This is a genomic window from Butyrivibrio sp. X503 (assembly GCF_003625475.1).
Taxonomy (GTDB): Bacteria; Bacillota; Clostridia; order Lachnospirales; family Lachnospiraceae; genus Butyrivibrio.
Genome location: NZ_RAIQ01000003.1, coordinates 276616 through 300315, shown reverse-complemented (window position 1 = coordinate 300315; position 23700 = coordinate 276616). Strand labels below are relative to the sequence as shown.

The following is a 23700-nucleotide window of genomic DNA, read 5'->3' as shown; positions in this document are numbered from 1 at the left end:
ATGGAAGAAATTTTCAGACCTCACAATTTTAATATATGCATGAACATGGCGTCCATTGTTCTTGGCGTGATAACACTTATCATCCATTCTTCGGAAGAGGTTTATTACGGCAGGCAGAGACGTATATTCGGCATGCTCATTTTTTACGTGCTTATGGTCAATATTGTCGGTGGTCTGCATAATCTATGGATAGCCTCCGATTGGGCCAAGACACTTATTAGCTACAACTTTAATTGCTTTTTGTCGGTTCTTGAGAAGGCAGGGATGTATGTAATATCAATCGTTTCCATGTGCTATCTTTTGACGATCTTTAGGATTGAGCTGGATAAGTGGTGGAAGGCGGTAGTTATCTTTATTCCTTCGACATGTTCCGTGATCTCCACATTCTCTGCTTTGTTTACCAGAAATGTCTTTTACTTTGATGCCAAAGGAAATATGCATTTCACAACTATGTTTTCCGGCGCTGTTAATATTTCCATGGCGTTGTATCTCGTATTTGCTGCGTATCTTATATACAGATATTACAAGACCGTCAGCAGTGAAAAAGCCATCGCGCTTACAACCTATTACCTTATGATGGCGGCGGGAATACCGCTCAAGATAGTTTTCGGTTCGTATTCGGTGTTTGAATTCAGCACATCCCTTGCGCTTTTGCTTTGCGTTTATACGTTCCAGAATCCGAGCGAATTCATTGAAAAGACATCCGGAACGGGAACCAGAAATGCGCTTAATTTTGCTGTTTATACCAATCTTTTGCAGAAGAAGAGATTTACCGTATTCGGTATCAATATAGACAGACTGCCCGAGATCATCGGAAGCGAATCCGTTGAAGCTTCATCCAATCTCTTGAGACAGATCGCAACTTATCTTAAGAGAATATATCCCGATGCATCGCTTTTCTATCCGGAAGAGGGAATGTTTATTATGCTCATGGATGAGATCAATCCAGAAGATGAAGTGATAGAGGGACTTGCGGAACAGATAAGAAGAAGATTTAAGGATCCGTGGAAATTAAAGGGCGATGACGTCAGATTTACCGAGAGTCCTTTTGCGATAGGTTTTCCCGATGAAGTCGGCGATATGGATAAGTACAGAGAAGTAAAAGATGAGATGAAAAAGGTGCTTATCCGCCAGAATAGGGAAGTTCTGCGCGTTTCCGATCTTAATCTTAAGTACGCGGAGCATGATAAAAAGATTGACGGTATAGTAAGAAGAGCCGTAGAAAATGGGCTCTTGGAGGTATATTATCAGCCTATTTATTCTCCGATAACAGGTAGATTCGATACCTGCGAAGCGCTTATAAGGCTGCGCGATCATCAATTCGGATTTATTTCTCCCGCCATCTTTATACCGATCGCGGAGAGAAACGGAACTGTTCTCGGAATAGACAGATTTGTACTGAGCTCAGTCTGCGAAATGCTTGCAGCGACTAATGTTCTTGATCTTGGCATTAAGTATGTCGAAGTCAATCTCTCCGTAGTTGACTGTATTCAGACCAACCTTGCGGACAGTGTCCTTAGTACTTTGAAGAAATACCGCATAGGTACCGATAAGATCAACTTTGAGATCACCGAGACCTGGGAAAAAGAGATCACGTCTGTAGTAGACGATAATGTCAAGAAGCTTACGGATGCCGGAATTGCTTTTTCCATGGATGATTTCGGAAGCGGATATTCCAACGTTTCAAGGATCGCAACTGTGCCAGTCAATCTCTTTAAACTTGATAAGAGCATTGTTCAGGCTGCGTTTGAATCGGAAGTATCATATATGGTTATGATCAATATGATTAAGATAATTAAGTCCCTCGGAAAAGAAATAGTAGCTGAGGGAGTTGAGACAGGTGAACAGGCCAAGCAGCTAATACGACTTGGCTGCGATCACATACAAGGGTTCTTCTATGCCAGACCCATGCCCGAGGCGCAGTTCATCGAATTCTTGAAAGAGCATAATTTCTCATGATTAAAAACATTGCAAAGGTTTGTTTATAAGTGTAAAATTTATGCTTGATTATACGATAAGGAAGGTTAGAAATGGCACTTATTAAAAAACCCGTTACCGGAATGAAGGATATACTCCCTTCAGAAATGAAACTAAGAGATTATTGCATAGGTATCATCAAGAAAACTTATGCTGAATTTGGATTTACATCTATAGAGACTCCCTGCGTAGAGTCACTTGCCAACCTCAACAGTAAGCAGGGCGGCGAGAACGAAAAGCTCATCTTCAAAGTAATGAAGCGCGGAGAGAAACTCAATCTTGCAGAGGCTAAGGAAGAGAACGATCTTACGGATTCAGGTCTTCGCTATGACCTTACGGTTCCCCTTGTTCGTTTTTATGCCAATCACGCCAATGAGCTTCCGGCTCCTTTCAAGGCACTTCAGATGGGAAATGTTTGGAGAGCCGACAGACCTCAGAAGGGAAGATATCGTCAGTTCATGCAGTGCGACATAGATATCCTGGGTGAGGCATCCAATCTGGCTGAGATAGAGCTTATTCTTGCTACTACAACCACACTCGGAAGACTCGGCTTTAAGGATTTCAAGATCCGTATCAACGACAGAAGGATCTTAAAGGCTATGGCTGCTTACAGCGGATTTACAGAGGATCAGTACGACGATGTTTTCATTATCTTGGATAAGATGGACAAGATCGGTCTTGAAGGCGTTGAGGAAGAGCTTAAGAAGTACCTTGGCGGCGGAGAGATTTCATCCGATGCCAAAGATATCGAGAAGATTGATAAGTATACTGAGCTATTTAAGATCATCGAAGGAAAAAGCGGCGTAGAAGCGATCGGCATCCTTGCGGATAAGCTCGGTGACTTCCTTGAGGAAGATGTAAGAGAAGGTCTGAAAGAGATAATTAACAGCGTAGAGGGCACTAAGGCTGCGCAGTTTGAAATGGTATTCGATCCCACACTTGTGCGTGGAATGAGCTATTATACAGGTACTATATTTGAAGTATCAATGCCTCAGTACGGCGGAAGCTGCGGCGGTGGCGGAAGATATGACAAGATGGTAGGAAAGTTCCTCGGACAGGATACACCTGCATGCGGATTCTCAATCGGATTTGAGCGTATCATCATGATCATGATGGATGAAGGCTTTAAGATTCCCGGCGAGAGCTCCAAAGTGGCATTCCTTATTGAAAAAGGAATTCGCGGAGAGAAGCTTCAGGAGATCATTTCCAAGGCACAGAAGGACAGAGCTGCAGGAAAGCAGGTGCTTGTTGTTCGTATGAACAAGAACAAGAAATTCCAGAAGCAGCAGCTTACAGAGCAGGGATACGAAGAGTTTGAAGAGTTCTACAGCAATCCTATCGGATAAGGAGGATTCTATTTGAATATTCATGTTATCAGGGTCATTATACTGATCTTGCTGATTCTTTTATCTGCCTTTTTTTCATCGGCGGAGACAGCTTACATGACCGTGAACAAAGTCAAGATCAAAGCGCTTCTTGACGAAGGAAACAAAAGAGCCGGCAAGGTTCTTGGAATATGCGAAGATACGCAGAAGATGCTTTCTGCGATCTTAATAGGCAACAACATCGTTAACTTAAGTGCTTCGGCGCTTGCAACAGTGTTTGTGACGGATCTTTTCGGAAGCTTTGCGATTGGAATAGGAACCGGAATACTTACGCTTGTCGTTCTTATTCTTGGCGAGATAATCCCCAAGACGGTTGCTACGGCTTATGCGGAGAATATGGCACTTTGGTACGCCGGCAGCATTATTTTTGTAATGGCTGTTATGAAGCCGTTTTCCTTTGTTATCAACGGAATCGCTACGGCAATACTTAAGCTCTTTAGAATTGATACGACAAGCAGACAGTCTATGACAGAGAATGAGCTCAAGACCTACGTTGACGTAAGCCATGAGGACGGCGTCATAGAAAGCGGCGAGAAAGAGATCATCTACAACGTATTTGATTTCAGCGATGCTCTGGCCAAAGACATTATGATCCCTAGGATCGATATGAGCTGTGTAAGCTCGGATGCCGACTATAATGAGGTCATGAGGGCCTTTAAAGAAGATATGTACACCAGAATTCCTGTGTATGACGGCACGGATCAGGATAATGTCATCGGTCTTATAAATGTAAAGGATCTTATTCTTATCAAGGATAAAGAGAATTTCAAGATAAAAGATCATTTAAGAAAAGCTTATTACACATATGAGTATAAAAAGACTGCGGATCTTTTGATGGAAATGAGAGAAAAGACCCAGAACGTTGCTTTCGTATTGTCTGAATACGGAACGACGGTCGGAATGATCACGCTTGAGGATCTTCTTGAGGAGATTGTCGGAGAGATCAGAGATGAGTACGATCTCGACGAAGCTGAGCTTATCAAGGATCTTGGCGGCAACAGATATCTGGTTGAGGGCAATATGAAGCTTACGGATATCAATGATGCGCTCGGAACCGAGCTTTCTTCGGAGGACTATGATTCCATCGGAGGACTTATGATCGAGAACCTCGACAGACTTCCGAGGTACGGTGAGACCGCCACTTTGGACAACGGTATAACGCTCACGGCGCGCGGTATCAAGAGAAATCGTATCACAAAGGTTCTTCTTGTGGTAAATAAGCCCAAGGAAGAAGAAACGCTTTAATAATTCCAAAATATATGGTATACTAGGACGACTAATAAACTCGAAAAACGATATTGTATGATACGTTTTCAAGTAGGAGGCATAAATATAATGAAGCACGTTAAGTCTTTGGTTACAAGAAATCTTAAAGAGTCTATGAAAAAGGGCGGATGCGGCGAGTGCCAGACATCATGCCAGTCAGCTTGCAAGACTTCCTGCACAGTAGGAAATCAGAGCTGCGAGCAGCTTAGCAAATAATTTGCAAAGATTTATCAGGTAGACGTTTAACGGGCAGCGGCCTAGGTCGCTGCCCTATGTTTGCGCTTACCGGTGTGGGAACTAGGAGATTTTATGATTCACGCATATAGGAACAACGGCTACAACATTGTTCTTGATGTTAACAGCGGATCTGTACATGTTGTTGATGATGTAGTTTTTGATCTTGTTACGGTCATAGAGGAGAAGCTTAAGGCTAGATTCGGGACAGCGGCAGCCCCCGAAGATGAGACGGAAGTTTCTAAGGAGCTTAAGGATTCTCTTTATACTGATATATTGAATAATACGGATATTTCATCAAGATATTCCGAGGATGATATTAAGGAAGCGATTGAGGAACTGTTAGAGCTTCGCTCTTCGCAGGTTCTTTATACAGATGATGTATATGAGAACTATGTGGAGGATTTCCAGAACAGAGAGACGGTAGTTAAGGCGTTATGCCTTAATATTGCTCATGATTGCAACTTAAGATGCAAGTACTGTTTTGCGGATGAAGGCGAGTATCACGGCAGGAAAGCTCTTATGAGTGAAGAGGTCGGAAAGGCGGCGCTTGATTTCCTTGTTAAGAATTCGGGAGGTCGCAGAAACCTTGAGGTGGACTTCTTCGGCGGAGAGCCTCTTATGAACTGGGAAGTAGTCAAAAAGCTTGTTGAGTACGGTCGCAGTCTTGAGAAAGAATATGACAAGAACTTCCGATTTACGCTTACAACCAACGGTACACTTCTTAATGATGATATACTTAAGTTCGTCAATAAGGAAATGGGCAATATAGTTCTTTCCATTGACGGAAGGAAAGAAGTAAATGATGCCATGCGTCCAAGACGAGGCGGTCAGGGCTGCTATGATGACATAGTTCCCAAGTATCAAAAGGTTGCGGAGAGCAGGCACCAGCTTCGTTATTTCGTAAGAGGTACATTTACTCATAACAACCTCGATTTTTCAGAGGATGTTAAGCATCTCGTGGAGCTTGGTTTCAAGCAGATCTCGGTTGAGCCGGTTGTGGCTAAGCCTGAAGATTGGTATTCATTCAAGGATGAGGATATTCCGATCATCTGTGATGAGTATGACAAGCTTGCCAAGTACTATATTGAGAGACACAAGGAAGGAAAAGGATTTAACTTCTTCCACTTCAATATAGATCTTGAGGGAGGTCCCTGCGTAGCCAAGAGATTATCGGGCTGCGGTTCGGGATGTGAGTATTTGGGAGTGACACCATGGGGAGATCTTTATCCCTGCCATCAGTTTGTGGGTAACGAAGACTTCATCATGGGTAATGTATACGACGGTATTACAAGGGATGACATTCGCGATAAATTCAAGAAGAGCAATGTTTATTCAAGACCCGAGTGTGAAAAATGTTTTGCCAGATATTATTGCAGCGGCGGTTGTGCTGCCAACGCATATAATTTCAACGGGGATATCAATGCAACATATAAGCACGGATGTGAGCTTCAGAGGAAGCGAATTGAGTGTGCGATTATGATAAAAGCGGCTTTAGCCGAATAACAATAGCAATTATTTTATGGGAGGAATATTATAATGAAACGCTTAAAGTGGATTCCTGCGCTGATCATTATGTTAGCTCTTTTAGGGGGAATCGGTTATTCAGCAGTATTCGGACTTGGTGCGGATAAGTCAGGATCATTGTCCAGTATTGACTTGGGTCTCGATCTCGCAGGTGGTGTAAGTATCACTTACGAAGTTGATGGAGAACAGAATCCGGACAAAGAGGATATGAAGGACACAATCTACAAGCTCCAGCAGCGTGTAGATAATTACAGCACAGAGGCACAGGTATATCAGGAAGGTTCAAACAGAATCAACATCGAGATACCCGGTGTATCGGATGCCAATACTATCCTTAAGGATCTCGGACAGCCCGGTAAGCTTTATTTCATAGCTCACCTTGATAAGGACGGCAACGAGAACTATACATATCATTCAGGTATCACAACTGATGAAGATGGCAACATGGTGCTTGAAGAGGGTGTAATGCCCGGTTATCAGCTCAACAAGACTATTGAAGAGCTTGATGCTGACGGTTCTATTATTCTTAAGGGTGAGAATGTAGTAGTATCTGAGGTTAAGGCTCAGCAGGATCAGTACGGTAATTCGGAGCCTGTTGTTTCTCTTGAGTTTGATGAGGCCGGCAAGCAGGCTTTTGCCGATGCTACAACCAAGGCATTCAACAACAATAAAGATACTATCGGTATCTATTATGACGGAAGATTTATAAGTGTTCCCGCTGTTCAGGCTGCTCTTACAGACGGTAAGGCAATCATCACAGGTGAGAAGACATTTGACGCGGCACAGAACCTTGCTTCAATGATTCGTATCGGTGGACTTAAGCTTGAGCTTAAAGAGCTCCGTTCAAACGTTGTAGGTGCGCAGCTTGGATCTGAAGCTATCAACACATCACTTATTGCTGCAGCTGTAGGATTTGCGCTTATCGCAATCTTTATGATCGTATTCTTCAGAATACTCGGTCTTTCAGCTACGCTTGCACTTGGTTTCTACAGCGGACTTATAGTATTCTTACTTTCCGCATTTGATATTACACTTACACTTCCCGGTATTGCCGGTATCATCCTTTCAATCGGTATGGCGGTTGACGCCAACGTTCTTGTATTTGCAAGAATCAGAGAGGAAATTGCATCCGGTAAGGCTGTAGATGAAGCAAGAAAGAGCGGATATCACAAGGCTCTTTCATCAATCCTTGACGGTAACATCACAACACTTATTGTTGCTATAGTTCTTAGAGCAGGCGGTACGGGACCTATCAAGGGATTTGCCGAGACTCTTATGCTTGGTATCATCCTTTCAATGTTCACAGCACTTGTTGTAACAAGAGTAATTACCAACATTTTCTACGGACTCGGACTTCAGAGCCCTGTTCTTTACGGCAAGGCTAAGCCTGTTAAGGTATTTGATTTCGTTGGAAAGAGAAAGCTCTTCTATGCGATCTCTTGCATTGTTATCGCGATCGGTATCGCATTTATGGCAGTTAACTCATCACAGGGTAAGGGCGCATTTAACTACAGCCTTGACTTTGTGGGCGGTACATCTACAAACGTTACATTTGATAAAGAGTATACCGTTGCAGAGATTGAGAATGATATAATTCCTGCTATCAAGGAAGCCTCAGGAGTTAAGGAGGTTCTTCACCAGAGAGTTTCCGGAACCAACCAGGTTATCTTCAAGACATCGACAATGGATGTCGATCAGAGAAAAGCTGTTGAGCAGATGTTTGCAGAAAAATACGGTATAGCAGCAGAGAACATTGCAGCAGAGACGATCAGCTCAACGATAAGCAGCGAGATGAGAGTAGATGCTGTTAAGTCACTTCTTATAGCACTCGTCCTTATGCTTATTTATATCTGGTTCAGATTTAAGGATATCAAGTTCGGTGCAGCCGCTATCATAGCTCTTGCGCACGATGCACTTATAGTAGTTGTTGCATATGCTATTTCAAGAATTTCCGTAGGTAACACCTTCATCGCGGTTGTTCTTACAATCATCGGATATTCGATCAACGATACCATCGTTACTTTCGACCGTATCCGTGAGAACCTGCACATCGCAACAGGTAAGAAGGAAATGGCTCAGCTTGTTAATAACAGTGTGTCACAGACTATCACACGAAGCTTGTTCACATCGGCTACAACCTTCTTCACAGTCCTTGCTCTTTACATCTTTGGTGTAGCGGATATCAAGATGTTCGCTCTTCCTCTTATGGTAGGTGTAATCTGCGGTACATATTCATCAATCTTCATCGCTTCACCGATGTGGTTTGACCTTAAGACTAAGTTCAAGACATTCTTCGCTAAGAAGAACTGATAAGAATTATAATAAGCCGCCTGAGACTTGATAAAAGTTTCAGGCGGTTTTTTCATACCAAACAGTGTTATACTGTTCATAATGAATTAAGTTTGAGCAGGGGTATACTTCATGGCGAAATGGATGATTGCCAATAAGAAAGCGGATTTCGACGGATTGGCACGTGAATTTAATATAAGCAATATTACGGCAAGACTTATTGCCAACAGACTTATAAATTCTAAAGCGACGGAAGACATCGATTGCACTTCCGAGACAGTAAACAATTATCTTAACGCAGGACCTTCGTTCCTGCATGATCCAAGACTAATGGCGGATATGGAGAAGGGCGCACAGATCATCCTTGATAAGATCAGGGAAGGTGCCAAGATACGAGTTATCGGAGACTATGACGTCGACGGTATCTGTTCTTCATATATTCTTTTATCGGGGCTTTTGCTTTTTGGGGCAGATGCGGACTGTGTCCTTCCCGACAGGATCAAGGACGGATATGGACTCAGTGTCAAGCTTGTGGATGATGCATTTGATGCCGGCGTAGATACGATAATTACTTGTGACAACGGAATCGCCGCTTCCGAGCAGATCGCACATGCCAAAGAAAAAGGAATGACCGTTGTCGTGACGGATCATCATGAAGTTCCGTTTGAAGAAAACGAAAACGGCGAAAAGGCTCAGCTTCTTCCGCCCGCAGATGCCGTTATAGACCCAAAGAGAGCGGAGGGAGAGTATCCGTTTAATGAAATCTGCGGAGCTGTCGTAGCCTATAAATTCCTTCAGGTGCTTTCTGATATAAGTACCGAAGCGGAAGTTACGGATGAGCAGAGAACAGACTTTTTTACCGAGATGATGATCTTTGCGGGAATAGCTACGGTCTGCGATGTTATGGAGCTTAAGGATGAGAACAGAGTTATAGTGAAGCAGTCGCTTAAGCTTATTAAGGATACGCATAATGCGGGACTTCAGGCTCTTATCAACGTCAACGGGCTTGATGCTTCAAGCCTTTCGGGATATCACTACGGCTTTATCATAGGTCCCTGCCTTAACGCTACGGGCAGACTCGATCTAGCAAACAGAGCGCTTTCTCTTTTCATGGAAAAAGACAGAGCAAAGGCTGCAGTGATAGCCGGCGATCTTAAGAGTCTCAATGACAGTCGTAAGGACAAGACCAAGAACGGAGTGGACGAAGCGATTTCTATTGTACAGGAAGCTGCGGATAAAAGCGGACTTCCAAAGGTTATAGTTCTATATATGCCCGATGTTCATGAATCTATTGCGGGAATTATCGCAGGAAGAATAAAAGAAAAGTACAACAGACCCACGATCATACTGACCAAGGCCCTCGACGGAGGAGCCAAAGGATCGGGAAGATCTGTTGAGAATTATGATATGTATGAGGGACTTTCTGCGTGCAAGGAGCTCTTTACCAAGTTCGGAGGACACAAGATGGCGGCGGGCTTATCGCTTCCCGTTGAGAATATAGATGTATTAAGAGAAAGGCTCAACGCAGATTGCAAGCTTGAGGATAAGGACTTCGAGCCGATACTTCATCTTGATATGGTGATGCCGCTAAACGCTGCAAGTATGGACCTTGTAAAGGAGTTTAAGAAGCTTGAACCGTTTGGAACGGGCAATCCCAAGCCTTCTTTTGCGCAGAAGGATGTGTCTTTATTATCGGGAAGAATACTCGGAAAGAACAAGAACTGCGGTAAGTACAGAGTTACCGACGGTGGCAGGATATACGATATGATGTATTTCGGGGATATGGAAAGATGGCACGATTTCCTAACTGAAAGATATGGACAGAGCATACTTGATGACTTGTATAATAATGGTAGAGAAGACGGTATGGTCAAGGTGAGCATAGCTTATCACCCCGATATCAATTCCTATATGGGAAGAGAGAGTCTGCAGATAATTATGGAGGATTTCACGTAAGTAAGCGCCTGTGGGCGCGGTTTCCGGCCCTTGAAAAAGACTCCGGAAAAAGAAAATACCCCATAAACCACAAAAACACACGCGAAGCGTGTGTCTGCGGTTTCTTATGAGGGGGAGATAGTAAGTAATTGGATTACTTACTTCTTGATTATTATAATACCGTAAAAATATGAACAAAATGTGAAGAATCTATAAAAATTAGAATTAATCTTTTTTAACTAAAATAAGTATTAAAATAATTGGTTAATTAGAATAATTTTAATTTAAAAAACGGAGGCTTTATTATGAAATTAAGTGAATTGATAAGTGATATTAAGTCACAGGTCACTGAGGGGAATTCATCAAAAACCCTTGATCCATCGGCGATTGAGATAAAAAACGTTGTTAATGACAACAGAAAAATCGAAGAAGGTTCACTTTTTATTTGCATAAAAGGAGCCAATTTTGACGGACATTCATGTGCCAAAGAAGCTTATGAAAAAAAAGCAGCGGCGATCGTTGCAGAACATGATGTCGATCTTCCGGAAGATTGTAAGATGGCAGTAGTAAGAGTGGACGATACCAGATACGCAATGGCGTTTATCTCGGCAGCATATTTCGGACATCCCGCAGATAAGCTCACAACTATAGGTATCACGGGAACCAAAGGTAAGACTACAACAACTTATCTCATAAAGAGCATGCTTGAGAACGCCGGGCACAAGGTCGGTCTTATCGGAACGATCGAAGTAATCATAGGCGATGAGCACATTCATGCAGAGAATACGACACCTGAGTCCTATAATCTTCAGGAATATATGGATAGGATGGTTAAAGCGGGCTGTGACAGCGTGGTTATGGAAGTATCTTCACAGGGACTTATGCTTCACAGAAGCCAGGGCTTTATCTTTGATATAGGCATCTTTACTAATATCGAGCCCGATCATATCGGACCAAACGAGCACAAGGATTTTGAGGATTATCTTCACTGCAAGAGCCTTTTGTTCAAGCAGTGTAAGATGGGCATATTAAACGGCGACGATCCGCATGTTGAGGATATTTTGAAGGATCATACATGTGAGGCTATGACCTACGGATTTTCCGAAGGTGTTGATATCAGAGCGATCAACCTTGCTTATATTCATAAGCCCGGCGAACTCGGAGTATTTTTTGATACGGAAGGTATCATAAACATGCACGCCGAAGTCAGAACTCCCGGTAAATTCAGTGTGTACAACGCTCTTTGTGCGATCGCGGTTGCCAAGCATCTTGGTTGCAATGATGAGCAGATAGCGAAAGCGCTTAAAGAGGCCAAGGTTAAGGGTCGTATAGAGATGGTCAAGGTATCCGATGACTTTACTCTTATGATCGACTACGCGCACAATGCAATGGCGCTTAAGAGCCTTCTTTCAACGCTCAAGGATTATCATCCCAACAGACTTATTAGTGTCTTTGGCTGCGGTGGTAACAGAAGTAAGCTCCGTCGTTTCGAGATGGGAGAAGTAAGCGGCAAGTACGCGGACTTTACGATCATCACATCCGATAATCCGAGATTTGAGGAGCCTCTTGATATCATGAAGGACATTGAGACCGGAATGAACAAGACTGACGGTAAATACATCATGATCGAGGACAGAAAAGAAGCGATCCGTTATGCGATAAACAACGGAGAGCACGGAGATATCATCGTGCTTGCTGGTAAGGGACATGAGGATTATCAGGAGATCAAGGGAGTTAAATATCCCATGGATGAAAGAGATCTCATTGCTGATATACTAAAAGAAAACAGTGATAAGTGATCGGCTTTAGATCACTTATCATACAGGATAAAAGGAGAGTTTTTTTGACAGCATGTGAGTATGCAAACGTCATAATAGATATATCTCACGAGAAGGTCGACAGGCCTTTTCAGTACAGGGTTCCCGAAAGCTTACGAAGCGGTATCGACATCGGGGATCCTGTTTATGTGCCTTTCGGAAGGGGAAATACCAGAAGAAAGGGTTACGTTATTTCTTTTACCGACGAAGCGGATTGGGACCCTGCAAAGATCAAAGAAATAGAGGGGATAGTTAAAGACAACATCTCCGCGCAGGATATCTCGATAAGACTAGCCGCATGGATGAAGCATCACTACGGATCGACCATGATCGCTGCGCTTCGAACGGTTCTTCCTTCTTCCAAGAAGCAAAACAGACAGGTCCATAAGTATGTTTCGCTGCGCCTTCCTTTAAGAGAAGCAACGGAATACTACTATGAGTGCGTTCGAAAGAAGCAGTCCGCAAGAGAGAGGATAATAAAAGAGCTCCTTGATAACCCCGAAGACAGAATACCTTATGAGCTTATAACGGGTAAGCTCGGCGTTACATCGGCGACTCTTAAGGCTCTTTCCGATAAGGGAATCATCAAGATAGAGAGCGAGGAGTATTACAGAAATCCCATTGCGGCTTCTTCCGACAGATATGGGAAAAAGACCTTGAGCGATGAGCAGCAGGCTGTTGTAAGCTCTTTTTCCAAGGATTATGACGAGGGCAAAAGAGATACCTACCTTATCCACGGGATCACGGGTAGCGGAAAGACCGAGGTATATATCGCACTTATAGATGATGTGATCAAAAGAGGTAAGCAGGCGATAGTGCTCATTCCTGAGATCGCGCTCACATATCAGACTTTGATGCGCTTCTACAGGCATTTCGGAGACAGAGTATCCGTCGTGAATTCATCAATGTCTCCGGGCGAGAAATTCGATCAGATGGAGAGAGCAAGGACCGGAGATATAGATATAATCATAGGCCCGAGATCGGCTCTTTTTACCCCGTTTTCCAACCTCGGAATAATAATTATCGACGAGGAACATGAGACGACTTATAAGAGCGAAACAATGCCCAAATATCACGCAAGGGAGACAGCCATAGAACTGGCAAGGCTTGTGCCGGACGGAGCAAGTGTTGTCCTTGGTTCCGCGACACCTTCTCTTGATTCCTATTACAAGGCACGGAACGGTCAGTACAAGCTCTTTGAGCTTAATAAAAGACTTACGGGCGGGACACTTCCGTTTGTAGAGATCGCGGATCTAAGAGAGGAGCTTCGAAAAGGCAATCGCTCTATCTTTTCAATAAGATTGCAGGAGCTTATAGAAGACAGACTTTCAAGAAAAGAGCAGGTGATGCTCTTTATCAACAGAAGAGGCTACGCGGGCTTTATTTCCTGCAGGGCTTGCGGTCATGTATTTAAGTGCCCTCACTGCGATGTTGCGCTCTCGGAGCACAGAGGAGGACGCCTTGTCTGCCACTACTGCGGCTACGAGGAGCCTGCCAAGAAGATCTGTCCCAAGTGCGGCTCCAAGTTCGTGTCTTCGTTCAGAGCGGGCACGCAGCAGATAGAGGACGAGGTCAAAAAGTTCTGGCCCGAGGCAAAAGTCCTTAGAATGGACGCCGATACGACGAGGACTAAGGGAAGCTATGAAAAGATATTGTCGGCTTTTGCCAACAAGGAGGCCGATGTTCTTGTGGGAACACAGATGATCGTAAAAGGACATGATTTCCCTGATGTAACTTTAGTTGGAATCCTGGCAGCCGACATGTCGCTCTATGCCTCGGATTACAGGGCAAGTGAGCGTACTTTCCAGCTTCTTACTCAGGCTGCGGGAAGAGCGGGAAGAGGAGAAAAGCCCGGCAACGTCATCATTCAGAGCTATCAGCCTGAGCACTACAGCATAATCACTGCGTCCAAGCAGGATTACAAGGCTTTCTATGAAGAGGAGATCGCGTACAGGGATATTTTAAGATACCCTCCGATCTCGCATATGATGTGCGTTCAGGTGCAGAGCGCCGGCGAAGAAAGAGGTATGCAGTTTGCGAACAGGCTCCGCGCTCTTATGGAACAGCAAAAGATCAAAAACGCTGTGTTTATCGGACCTGCCTTTGCTTCGGTTGGTAAGATAAACGATGTATACAGGATAGCCTTGTACGTTAAACTCGATGACTACGAGAAACTGGTTGAGCTTAAGGACAGCCTGGAACGCTTTGTAAGAGAATTAAGCGACGCCGGCAAGCTAAAAGATATTTCGGTTCAATTTGACTTTGATCCCGTAAACGGATACTGATAAGAAGTAATGATATAATAACCCTGCTGTTATCAAAAGTATTTGATAATAGTGGGGTTTAAGTTTTATAATAAGCAGGAACACAATAAGTATAGATAGAAGGAGGCCTAAATGGCACTTAGAACAATAAGAGAATTCGGCGATGAAGTACTTGCACGCCGTTGCAAAGAAGTAAAAGAGATCACACCAAGGATCAAAGAGCTTGTACAAGATATGATAGATACCATGTATGAGGCTGACGGCGTGGGACTTGCCGCTCCTCAGGTCGGAGTTCTTAAGAGAATTTTTGTTATCGATGTTTCACCCGAAGGGGATTCACCAATGGTATTCATAAATCCCGAGATCCTTGAGACAAGCGGAGAACAGACCGGTTACGAAGGATGTCTTTCAGTTCCCGGCAAATCCGGAATCGTTACAAGACCCAATTACGTTAAGGCTAAGGCGACCAATCTTGACGGCGAGGAATTTGTGGTAGAAGGCGAGGAGCTTTTTGCAAGAGCCATTCTTCATGAGAACGATCACCTCGACGGACATATGTATGTTGAAAAGGTAGAAGGCGAGCTTGTTAATAACGAGGATCTGATCGCACAGAATGAGGAAGCACAGGAATGAAGATAGTTTTTATGGGTACGCCCGATTTTGCGAGGGCAGCTCTTGAAAAGATAATAGATGCGGGCCACGACGTTGTTCTTGTTGTGACTCAGCCCGATAAGCCCAAGGGAAGAAGCGGTGAGCTTCAGATTTCGGACGTAAAGGACTGCGCTATAAAGCACGATATTCCTGTATTTCAGCCCGTTAAGATAAAAGAGGCCGATAACGTCGCTTACCTTAAAGGAATAGAGGCGGATATCTATGTTGTAGCCGCATTCGGACAGATTCTTTCAAAAGAGATACTGGACATCCCGAAATTCGGCTGCGTCAATATTCATGCTTCTCTTCTTCCGAAATACAGAGGAGCCGCACCTATCCAGCAGTCAATAATTGACGGCGAAGCTACAACAGGTGTTACCATCATGCAGATGGCAATAGGCATGGATACGGGAGACATTCTCCTTCAAAGAGAGATTCCGATTGACGAAAACGAGACGGGCGGAGGCCTTTTTGATAAGCTTTCGGATCTTGGCGCAGAGCTCATTGTAGAAGCGCTTCCCAAGATTGAAAGGGGTGAGCTTGTACCCGTTCCTCAGGATGAAACTCTTGCCACCAAATGCGGCAAGCTATCCAAGGATATGGGCAGCATCGACTTTGGTAAGGATGCCCGTTCTATCAGGAATCTTGTAAGAGGCCTTAATCCTTGGCCCAGCGCTTATTCTCATCTGGACGGTAAGCTTCTCAAGATCTGGAAAGCGGATGTTTTAGATGAAACACAGGTAAAAGAGCTTTCGAATGAGACGGCTCTTTTGACAGGGGCAGAGCCCGGAACGGTCGTATTTACAGGCAAAGAAGCATTTATCGTTTCTACCGGCAAAGATTATCTTTCGGTAAAAGAAGTGCAGCTTGAAGGTAAAAAGCGCATGGCGGTAAAGGATTTCCTTTTGGGATATAAGCTTACGCCAGGAACAAGGCTTTCATGATCAGTCTTAAGATTTAGGACTATGATTTTTCTGTCAGATACAGATTAGATACATAAGAGTAAAGGAGATGATAATATGTATTACGCACGCGGATTTTACGGATACGGATTTGATCCGATGTATATATTGGTGATAATCATGGGTATCCTGTGCATGGTTGCAAGTAGCAGAGTTTCTTCAGTATACAAGAAGTATGCGCGGATCAGAAGCAGAAGCAATATGACCGGAGCTCAGGTTGCCATGGAGATCCTTCGTAGAAACGGGATCACCGATGTGAGCGTAAGACATGTCTCCGGCAATCTTACGGATCATTTCGATCCAAGATCAAAAACAGTTAATTTATCGGATGCAACTTACGATTCACCGAGTGTTGCCGCGGTCGGAGTAGCGGCGCACGAGTGCGGACACGTCTGTCAGCATGAGTTCGGATATCTGCCGCTCAAGATAAGAACAGCTATTGTTCCTGCGGCAAGTATCGGTTCCAAGGCAGGTATTCCCATTCTTCTTTTGGGAATGTTCTTAAGCTTACCGTTTCTTATCAAGATCGGAATCTGGGTATTCTCACTTGCCGTTCTTTTCCAGGTAGTGACACTCCCCGTTGAGTTTGATGCTTCAAGAAGAGCGCTTGTGATGCTTGATGAATACGGAATTCTCGATCAGGAAGAGCTTGGTCATTCCAAAAAAGTTCTTTCAGCTGCGGCAATGACCTATGTAGCAAGTGCCGCATCGGCAGTAGTACAGCTCCTTAGACTTGTTTTATTAAACGGCAGAAGAAGAGACTAAAGGTTGATTCTTACTTGAAGGATAAGGCTTGCGATGAACGATAGTAATATAATAGGGGCAATACTTGGCACGGAGCGAACGAATCTCTCGCTTACGATCAGCAAAGTATGTGATGGCCTTTGCAGTGCATCTACATATAACAGATATGAAGGTGGCAAAATGCTGCCTGATAAGTTTATGCTGTCCGCGCTCCTTGAGCGAATGGGGAAAAACTCAAACAGAGTTTTGTATACGGTGACCGATGAGGAACATAGACTTCTTGATATCAGAAAAAATATTTTGGAGTCCATTGAGAATGAAGATTCCGAAAAGACAAGGCAATATCTTGAAGAGTATTCCTCTATTTCAAAAACAAGGAGCAAGAACATTCACAGGCAGCTCGAACTTGAGGTAAGTGGTGAACTGTGCCGAATGAAAAATGATACCAAAGGCGCAGTGTCTTTTTACAAGGAGGCATTTGAGCAGACTTGCAAGAAAAAGCTTGATGATATAGACAATTCGCTATATACGGTCAGAGAATTCGGACTATTGTATAAGATCGCAAGTATCAGTGATCATAATCTGCTTTTTAAGCTTGGTTATTTCCTTAAAAAGCTGAATGATAATCATTATTTGAAGGTTGTTTATTATGGTGAATTGATCTCGGAGCTGGTAAGTGAATCCGAGAACAGATGGATGAAGCAGGTGCAGCTTGAGTATATTGAGAGTGCATTGCAGTATAAGAGGCTTATCAAACAAAGTAAAGGTGTGGTAAGACTTCTTGAGCTTAAGAAAAAATACGCCGGAGAGCTTAGCGAGGAAGAAGAGACAATACTTAAATTTGACGATCTTCTCGGCTGGAATTGATGGGGAACAAGATGCTATGAGCGTATACAAAAAATCTAAGTTATTAAAATCACATAGAGTTGAAAAGGGTTTCTCAAGAGAAAAGCTTTCCGAAGGAATCTGTGATATCACTACGCTCAAGAGATATGAAAATGAGGGGATGCTCCCAAGCGAGGATAACTACAGGCTGCTTCAGGAGAAGATGGGCGGAAGACCCGAGCAGATCATAATGTCTTATGATATGGGGCTCTTTGTTGATGGTGACAGATACGTTGAGTATGAGAATCTATTGAATAATCAGAAGTATGATGAGCTTCGTATGAAGATGCAAATACTTAAAGAGGGGCTGAAAAATGTAGAATCTGTTGAAAAAGAGCAGTTCCTTGCCAGGCTGGAAACTCTTACTTATTATGACTATACAAAAGAGATGTTGGAGATCCAAGAAGGGTTATTAAAGAAATCCGTGCCTGATTATAAGGATGGAGAGTTTTCCATAACTCGTTTATATAATGACACTGAGTTAAATCTTTTGAATGATATAGCCATAACGAATGATAAGATCGGTTGTACCGAAATGGCTGTAAAAATATTCGAAAAGCTAGATGTTTATCTTGAACAGGCTGAAGATAATAAGGACAGTATGATAGCTGTGAAGATATATTTCAATTATGCGAATACTCTTGGACTTAGAGGACAGTATGAGAAGTCTATAGATATTTGCAAAAAAGGCATTGCGTTGGAAAAGAAAAACTCTTGTCAGGAGTTGTTATATGCATTGGTATTTAATATAGGCTGGCTATATGATCAAATATGGATGGACAATCATGACGAGAAATATAAGAAGGCCGCCAAAGAATATGTGGGATTATCGTTGGCGCTGGCAAAATATTTTGATGAGTCTCCGATCAATACACCAACGATAGAAGGATATTATAAAGAGAATTTCACCTAAGTTCTTTATATTACAATATAAAAAACGCACCGTACATTGCTAAGAATGTGTGGTGCGTTTTTTGATGTTTTTTCTCCCCCAATTATTCTATGAAAAAACATTTATTCAAATAGCTCAACGATGAGCGATAAGAATACAAGCTAACTCATATTTTATCGGAGGAGGATAGATTCCTGCATCGGGCTCTTTGATTTTTGCTACGAGTCCAAGTACAAGTGTTGCAAGTAAAGCTGCTGAAACTAACATCTTTTTCATATCTTTTCTCCTTTCAGTGATTACTGATTAAGTATAATTATATTCATGATAATTCATATCAAAAGGGCGTATCGTGCAATAAAATTTGTACGAAATACGCCCTTTTAGTATATGGAATATAGTGGTAATGTCTTTTTTATAAAGATGGGTGAGAGGTAAACCAAGCGGTGATTATAATGGGGGTTAAGTCATTGCTTGGAGCTCTCATTTTTTTGTGCCCAAATTTCGGACTTTCGGTAAAGTACCTGCAAATTTCTCGGATATATCTGATATGTGGTATAATTTGCATGGCAATTTTCTGTACTGTCAAATTGCTTAATCTGAACTTTGGCGAGGAGGTCTATCAATGTACAGACTGCGGAGAGACAGTTCGTTTTACTATTGAGAGGGTTGATTGAACATATATGATGCAGGTTTATGTATTAGATGCATTAAAAGAATTTAGCGATAAAAGATTCGAAGAAGCTTTGAAATATGTAGATGAGGCGCAGAGAGATAAGATTCTGCGTTTTCATTTTGATGCGGATAAAAAGAGGTCTCTTGCGGGACTTCTTTTGTCTTATTATGCGATATTTAAGGAATTTGGACTTGCTCCAAAAGACATAACGTTTGACAAGAATAAGTACGGAAAACCTTTTGTAAAAGACCGTGATGATATTTATTATAATATCTCACATTCGGGTAATTACGTTGTGTGTGCGATCGGCAGTAGCCCTGTGGGCATTGATGTTCAGGAGCATAAGAACGCGGACTTAAACATTGCCGACAGATTTTTTTCCAAGGAAGAAAAAGAAGCGCTTGCTACTGTCGGAAATAAAGGCGCGGAGACGGAAGAAGAGATTCTAAAGAAAAGAAAAAAGCTTTTCTATGATATGTGGAGTCTTAAGGAAGCTTATATCAAGTGTATCGGGATAGGACTTTCCAAGCCTTTGAATGAGTTTGGTATAGTATCGGAAGACGGCTTGTACAAGCTTTTTGAAGACGGCGTAATGTCAGATGATTATTTTTTTAAAAAATACGATATCGCAGAGAATTACAGCCTTTGCGCGTGTTCGAAAGATGACTCTTTTCCCGAGAATTTCAGTCAGCTCGGATATAGTGCTATAATAGATGCATATCATTAAAAAAGAGAGTTGATTATATGAAACTGATTTTTATCAGGCATGGTGACCCTGACTATGCCAGAGACGGACTAACCGAAAAGGGAAAGGTTGAGGCCAAGGCGCTGGCCGATATGATAGAGCGCTACAATATTGATGATGTGTATCAGTCTCCGCTTGGAAGAGCGGTTGAAACAGCGGAATATTCGCTGAAGGTACTTGGAAAGAAGGTGACAACCTGCGAGTGGCTTCGTGAATTCCCTGCTCTTATAGATCCAAATCTCTCGGAAGAAGTCCGCAGAGCTTATTCTAAGGATCGAAAGATAAATCCGGAAACAGGAAAATATGAAAAGCGCGTTGTTTGGGACATCCTTCCATCCTACTATGGAAGCCATCCCGAGCTCTTTGACTACAACGGTTGGAGAGACGCAGAACTGATGAAATACAGCAATGCCGTCGAGGTCTATGACCGGGTTACTTCGGAGTTTTCTAAGCTCCTTGAGTCATACGGCTATGTCAGAGACGGCTGTGCTTATAAGGTAAAAGAGGGAAATGACAAGACTATAGCTTTCTTTTGCCACTACGGTATCACGAGCGTTATGCTGTCATATCTGTGGCATATATCACCGATGGTTCCGCTTCAGTTCTTGTGCATAGCACCGAGCGCGGTTACCGTAGTCGTTACCGAGGAAAGAGAAAAAGGAATCGCAACATTCCGAACAAGCAGGGTGGGAGATATCTCACACCTAAATCTAATAGGGGAGAAGCCTTCGTTTTCAGCCAGATTCTGTGAAGTATTCGAGAATGAAGATGAAAGGCACTAATAATTATAATGGCAAATATCAGAGAGATCGTTTTAAATATATTGATCGAATACGACAAGGAAGGCAGTAAAAAAGCAGGTCTTATTAAGGACGTGCTCGAAAAATACGACTATCTTGAAACCAGGGACAAGGCATTTATAAAGAGAGTCGCCGAAGGCTGCATAGAGAGAAACATACAGATTGATTATGTGCTCGATTCTTTTTCCAAAGTCGAAGTAAAAAAGATGCAACCCTTTATCAGAAGCCTCATGAGAATGGGCGTTTATCAGATCATGTTCATGGACTCGGTTCCCGACAGTGCTGCCTGCAACGAGGCCGTTAAGCTTGCACAGAAGCACAAGTTCACGGGACTTAAGGGCTTTGTAAACGGGGTGCTTCGAAACGTTTCAAGAAATAAAGATAATATAGAATATCCCGATAGAACCGAGGATGGCGGAGCTAATTATCTTTCGGTCCTTTATTCCGTACCAAAGTGGCTTTGTAAGATGTGGCTCAACGACTATGGCTTTGAGCGCACGGAGAATATATTGAAATTCTTCTTGGAGCCCAGACCCACGGTAATTCGTTGTGCCGGAACAGATATAGGAGACAGTGTTAATGGTCCCAAATTTGTTTCGGAGCTTAAAAAAGAGCTCGAGGATGCGGGAGTTGTTGTAAAGGAAAATCCGATCCTTCCCTATGCGCTCGAACTTGAAAAAACAGATAATATCAAATATCTTCCGGGATTTTCCGAAGGAAAATTCGCGGTTCAGGATGTAAGCTCAATGCTTGTTACAGAGATCGCTAATCCTTTAAAAGGCCAGACCGTTATCGATGTTTGCGCCGCACCCGGCGGAAAGAGCATGCACGCTGCGCAGGCTGTGGGAGAGGAAGGAAAGGTCTTTTCACGTGACGTCTCTGCCGCAAAGAAAGAGCTTATTGCCGAAAACGCAGACAGACTTGGGCTTAATAACATCGCAATCGAGATAATAGATGCCAAGATCCATGATGAGAACATGAAAGAGAACGGCGATATTCTCTATCTCGACGTTCCCTGCTCGGGACTTGGCATTATCGGAAGAAAGAATGATATAAAGCAGAACATCAGGAAAGAGAAGCTCAGCGATCTTACCAAGCTTCAGTGGGATATCGTAAAGTCTTGCTGGGACTACGTTAAGGTCGGCGGAACGCTGATGTACTCAACCTGCACCGTCAACAAGGACGAGAACGAGAACATGGTCAAGAGAATCTGCGAAGAGTTTCCGTTTGAACCTGTAGATATAACGGATCGTATTCCGAAATTTATTCTTGATAATGATAAGTACAATATTAAAGATACTGCGAAAAAAGGTTACATCCAGCTGCTTCCCGGGGAGTTTGGAACAGACGGATTCTTTATTGCAAAGCTAAAAAGAGTTGATAGATGATGTGCTCGTCAGGCATGTATATTTTGGTTTATCTGTTTGACGATATTAAACGGTAATGGTAATATAGGAGTATGAAAAAAGGCACTACCGGTAGACGGTTAGTCCTGTTTCAATTTGGTTTATGATTATAACCGCTCAATCTGGCAGGACGGGGCGGTTATTTTTGTGTCTTGGAATCATGCTTACCAAACAGATAACCAAGACTAAAAAAAGTCGAGCACAGTGCTATTACTGCGATTAAGTCATTGATTGAAAGCATAATCAAGTCCCTCCAACAAAGATTTCTCAGATGAGATTTTTATTTGAACGGAGGTCACAGTCCTCCGATTGAAGGACTAACCGCCTACCGAATTACTGGTAGTGCCAAATCATATTATACAGAACAGATGTTCGACAGTCAATAAAGAAATTGATTCTATCAACAGGTTAGACCTTCATAGGTCTAGCCTGTTTTTTTATGCCTTCGAGGGGAGTTGACAAGTAACTATCTTTTATTCCATAATATATCAAATTGATATATTGTGAGGTGACGTTATGAGACAAAAGATCAGAAAGACACTACTACTTATTTCCTTTTTGCTTTTCCCGGTAACCATATTTTATTTTTCGCCCTACCTTATAATTGAGGCAGCGTCTGAACATATCATGAACGGAAGTTTTGTGGTATTTGCTTTGATGTTCGTATTATCTATGTTCTTCGGACGGGCGTGGTGCGGCTATTTATGCCCGGCAGGCGGACTTCAGGAATGCATCTTCAGGATAAAAGATACTCCGGCTAAGCAGGGATGGCGCGATAAGATAAAGTATGCTATCTGGATCGTCTGGATGATCGCGATCGTCGTGACCTTCATCCTCGGTAGAAACGATGTGACCATCAATTTCTTTTACCAGACCGATCACGGTATATCTCTATCGGGTATAAATAATTACGTGGTATACTATGGAGTGATACTGATTCTTGTGGCGCCGGCACTTATTCACGGTCGCCGGGCAGCATGCCATTACATTTGCTGGATGGCGCCCTTTATGGCAATTGGAAGTACGCTTGGAAGGTGGCTTCACTTGCCGCAGCTTCATATAGAAGCTAATGCTGAGCACTGCATTTCCTGCGGAAGATGCAACAAGGCGTGCCCTATGGGACTTGATGTTAAAAAGATGGTCTCTGAGGGCAGCAACAGCAGATGCACCGAGTGCATACAGTGCGGAGCCTGTGTTGATGAATGTCCCAAGAAAGTGCTTAATTACAAGCTTGTTTGGAGGCGATAA

Annotated in this window: 19 protein-coding genes; 18 read left to right on the top strand and 1 reads right to left on the bottom strand. The window is 43.0% G+C overall.

Annotation, left to right across the window (positions count from 1 at the left end; all coding sequences use genetic code 11):
* From D6853_RS06780 to D6853_RS06715, 14 genes are all read left to right on the top strand, one after another.
* Window positions 1-1959: an EAL domain-containing protein gene (locus D6853_RS06780; RefSeq protein WP_158588686.1), complete on the top strand. Its 1959-nt coding sequence runs from the start codon at window positions 1-3 to the stop codon at window positions 1957-1959.
* A gap of 71 nt (window positions 1960-2030) precedes the next feature.
* Window positions 2031-3323 (top strand): histidine--tRNA ligase, encoded by a 1293-nt coding sequence (hisS, locus tag D6853_RS06775; RefSeq protein WP_120657274.1) that lies wholly within the window; start codon window positions 2031-2033, stop codon window positions 3321-3323.
* Window positions 3324-3335: 12 nt separating this feature from the next.
* The gene (locus tag D6853_RS06770; RefSeq protein WP_120657273.1) at window positions 3336-4607 is read left to right on the top strand and encodes an HlyC/CorC family transporter; all 1272 of its coding nucleotides are present in this window, start codon (window positions 3336-3338) and stop codon (window positions 4605-4607) included.
* A gap of 90 nt (window positions 4608-4697) precedes the next feature.
* On the top strand, window positions 4698-4844 hold the full coding sequence (scfA, locus tag D6853_RS06765) for a six-cysteine ranthipeptide SCIFF (RefSeq protein ID WP_013281386.1): 147 nt from the start codon (window positions 4698-4700) through the stop codon (window positions 4842-4844).
* A 93-nt stretch (window positions 4845-4937) separates the two neighbouring features.
* Complete coding sequence (scfB, locus tag D6853_RS06760) at window positions 4938-6368, top strand: thioether cross-link-forming SCIFF peptide maturase (RefSeq protein ID WP_120657272.1); 1431 nt, start codon at window positions 4938-4940, stop codon at window positions 6366-6368.
* A gap of 33 nt (window positions 6369-6401) precedes the next feature.
* The gene (gene secD / locus D6853_RS06755; protein WP_120657271.1) at window positions 6402-8699 is read left to right on the top strand and encodes a protein translocase subunit SecD; all 2298 of its coding nucleotides are present in this window, start codon (window positions 6402-6404) and stop codon (window positions 8697-8699) included.
* A 111-nt stretch (window positions 8700-8810) separates the two neighbouring features.
* A complete protein-coding gene (recJ, locus tag D6853_RS06750) occupies window positions 8811-10634 on the top strand; it encodes a single-stranded-DNA-specific exonuclease RecJ (protein WP_120657270.1) in 1824 nt (607 codons plus the stop codon).
* A gap of 284 nt (window positions 10635-10918) precedes the next feature.
* On the top strand, window positions 10919-12412 hold the full coding sequence (locus D6853_RS06745) for a UDP-N-acetylmuramoyl-L-alanyl-D-glutamate--2,6-diaminopimelate ligase (RefSeq protein WP_120657269.1): 1494 nt from the start codon (window positions 10919-10921) through the stop codon (window positions 12410-12412).
* Between the two features lie 44 nt (window positions 12413-12456).
* The gene (priA, locus tag D6853_RS06740) at window positions 12457-14715 is read left to right on the top strand and encodes a replication restart helicase PriA (protein ID WP_120657268.1); all 2259 of its coding nucleotides are present in this window, start codon (window positions 12457-12459) and stop codon (window positions 14713-14715) included.
* A gap of 111 nt (window positions 14716-14826) precedes the next feature.
* On the top strand, window positions 14827-15327 hold the full coding sequence (gene def, locus D6853_RS06735; RefSeq protein ID WP_120657267.1) for a peptide deformylase: 501 nt from the start codon (window positions 14827-14829) through the stop codon (window positions 15325-15327).
* Window positions 15324-16289 (top strand): methionyl-tRNA formyltransferase, encoded by a 966-nt coding sequence (gene fmt, locus D6853_RS06730; protein ID WP_120657266.1) that lies wholly within the window; start codon window positions 15324-15326, stop codon window positions 16287-16289. The genes def and fmt overlap by 4 nt, the downstream gene beginning before the upstream one ends.
* Window positions 16290-16364: 75 nt before the next feature.
* A complete protein-coding gene (locus tag D6853_RS06725; protein WP_120657265.1) occupies window positions 16365-17072 on the top strand; it encodes a zinc metallopeptidase in 708 nt (235 codons plus the stop codon).
* Window positions 17073-17105: 33 nt separating this feature from the next.
* The gene (locus D6853_RS06720) at window positions 17106-17918 is read left to right on the top strand and encodes a hypothetical protein (RefSeq protein WP_120657264.1); all 813 of its coding nucleotides are present in this window, start codon (window positions 17106-17108) and stop codon (window positions 17916-17918) included.
* Between the two features lie 16 nt (window positions 17919-17934).
* Complete coding sequence (locus D6853_RS06715) at window positions 17935-18849, top strand: helix-turn-helix transcriptional regulator (protein ID WP_120657263.1); 915 nt, start codon at window positions 17935-17937, stop codon at window positions 18847-18849.
* 114 nt (window positions 18850-18963) lie between these two features.
* Here the strand turns inward: D6853_RS06715 and D6853_RS15275 are convergent, their stop codons facing one another.
* Window positions 18964-19104: a hypothetical protein gene (locus D6853_RS15275; RefSeq protein WP_158588685.1), complete on the bottom strand. Its 141-nt coding sequence runs from the start codon at window positions 19102-19104 to the stop codon at window positions 18964-18966.
* 404 nt (window positions 19105-19508) lie between these two features.
* Here D6853_RS15275 and D6853_RS06710 point away from each other — a divergent pair, with 404 nt between their 5' ends.
* The 4 genes from D6853_RS06710 (at window position 19509) to D6853_RS06695 (ending at window position 23700) form a co-directional block, all read left to right on the top strand.
* A complete protein-coding gene (locus D6853_RS06710; RefSeq protein WP_120657262.1) occupies window positions 19509-20228 on the top strand; it encodes a 4'-phosphopantetheinyl transferase family protein in 720 nt (239 codons plus the stop codon).
* 17 nt (window positions 20229-20245) lie between these two features.
* The gene (locus tag D6853_RS06705; protein WP_092241916.1) at window positions 20246-21028 is read left to right on the top strand and encodes a histidine phosphatase family protein; all 783 of its coding nucleotides are present in this window, start codon (window positions 20246-20248) and stop codon (window positions 21026-21028) included.
* 8 nt (window positions 21029-21036) lie between these two features.
* Window positions 21037-22434: a 16S rRNA (cytosine(967)-C(5))-methyltransferase RsmB gene (rsmB, locus tag D6853_RS06700; protein WP_120657261.1), complete on the top strand. Its 1398-nt coding sequence runs from the start codon at window positions 21037-21039 to the stop codon at window positions 22432-22434.
* 534 nt (window positions 22435-22968) lie between these two features.
* The gene (locus tag D6853_RS06695) at window positions 22969-23700 is read left to right on the top strand and encodes a 4Fe-4S binding protein (RefSeq protein ID WP_120657260.1); all 732 of its coding nucleotides are present in this window, start codon (window positions 22969-22971) and stop codon (window positions 23698-23700) included.

Excerpts from the sequence above, each read along its gene's own strand:
- D6853_RS06780 (WP_158588686.1), top strand. The coding sequence starts at position 1 with ATGGAAGAAATTTTCAGACCTCACAATTTTAATATATGCATGAACATG.
- hisS (WP_120657274.1), top strand. The coding sequence starts at position 2,031 with ATGGCACTTATTAAAAAACCCGTTACCGGAATGAAGGATATACTCCCT.
- scfA (WP_013281386.1), top strand. The coding sequence starts at position 4,698 with ATGAAGCACGTTAAGTCTTTGGTTACAAGAAATCTTAAAGAGTCTATG.
- scfB (WP_120657272.1), top strand. The coding sequence starts at position 4,938 with ATGATTCACGCATATAGGAACAACGGCTACAACATTGTTCTTGATGTT.
- secD (WP_120657271.1), top strand. The coding sequence starts at position 6,402 with ATGAAACGCTTAAAGTGGATTCCTGCGCTGATCATTATGTTAGCTCTT.
- recJ (WP_120657270.1), top strand. The coding sequence starts at position 8,811 with ATGGCGAAATGGATGATTGCCAATAAGAAAGCGGATTTCGACGGATTG.
- D6853_RS06745 (WP_120657269.1), top strand. The coding sequence starts at position 10,919 with ATGAAATTAAGTGAATTGATAAGTGATATTAAGTCACAGGTCACTGAG.
- def (WP_120657267.1), top strand. The coding sequence starts at position 14,827 with ATGGCACTTAGAACAATAAGAGAATTCGGCGATGAAGTACTTGCACGC.
- fmt (WP_120657266.1), top strand. The coding sequence starts at position 15,324 with ATGAAGATAGTTTTTATGGGTACGCCCGATTTTGCGAGGGCAGCTCTT.
- D6853_RS06725 (WP_120657265.1), top strand. The coding sequence starts at position 16,365 with ATGTATTACGCACGCGGATTTTACGGATACGGATTTGATCCGATGTAT.
- D6853_RS06720 (WP_120657264.1), top strand. The coding sequence starts at position 17,106 with ATGAACGATAGTAATATAATAGGGGCAATACTTGGCACGGAGCGAACG.
- D6853_RS06715 (WP_120657263.1), top strand. The coding sequence starts at position 17,935 with ATGAGCGTATACAAAAAATCTAAGTTATTAAAATCACATAGAGTTGAA.
- D6853_RS15275 (WP_158588685.1), bottom strand. The coding sequence starts at position 19,104 with ATGAAAAAGATGTTAGTTTCAGCAGCTTTACTTGCAACACTTGTACTT.
- D6853_RS06710 (WP_120657262.1), top strand. The coding sequence starts at position 19,509 with ATGATGCAGGTTTATGTATTAGATGCATTAAAAGAATTTAGCGATAAA.
- D6853_RS06705 (WP_092241916.1), top strand. The coding sequence starts at position 20,246 with ATGAAACTGATTTTTATCAGGCATGGTGACCCTGACTATGCCAGAGAC.
- rsmB (WP_120657261.1), top strand. The coding sequence starts at position 21,037 with ATGGCAAATATCAGAGAGATCGTTTTAAATATATTGATCGAATACGAC.
- D6853_RS06695 (WP_120657260.1), top strand. The coding sequence starts at position 22,969 with ATGAGACAAAAGATCAGAAAGACACTACTACTTATTTCCTTTTTGCTT.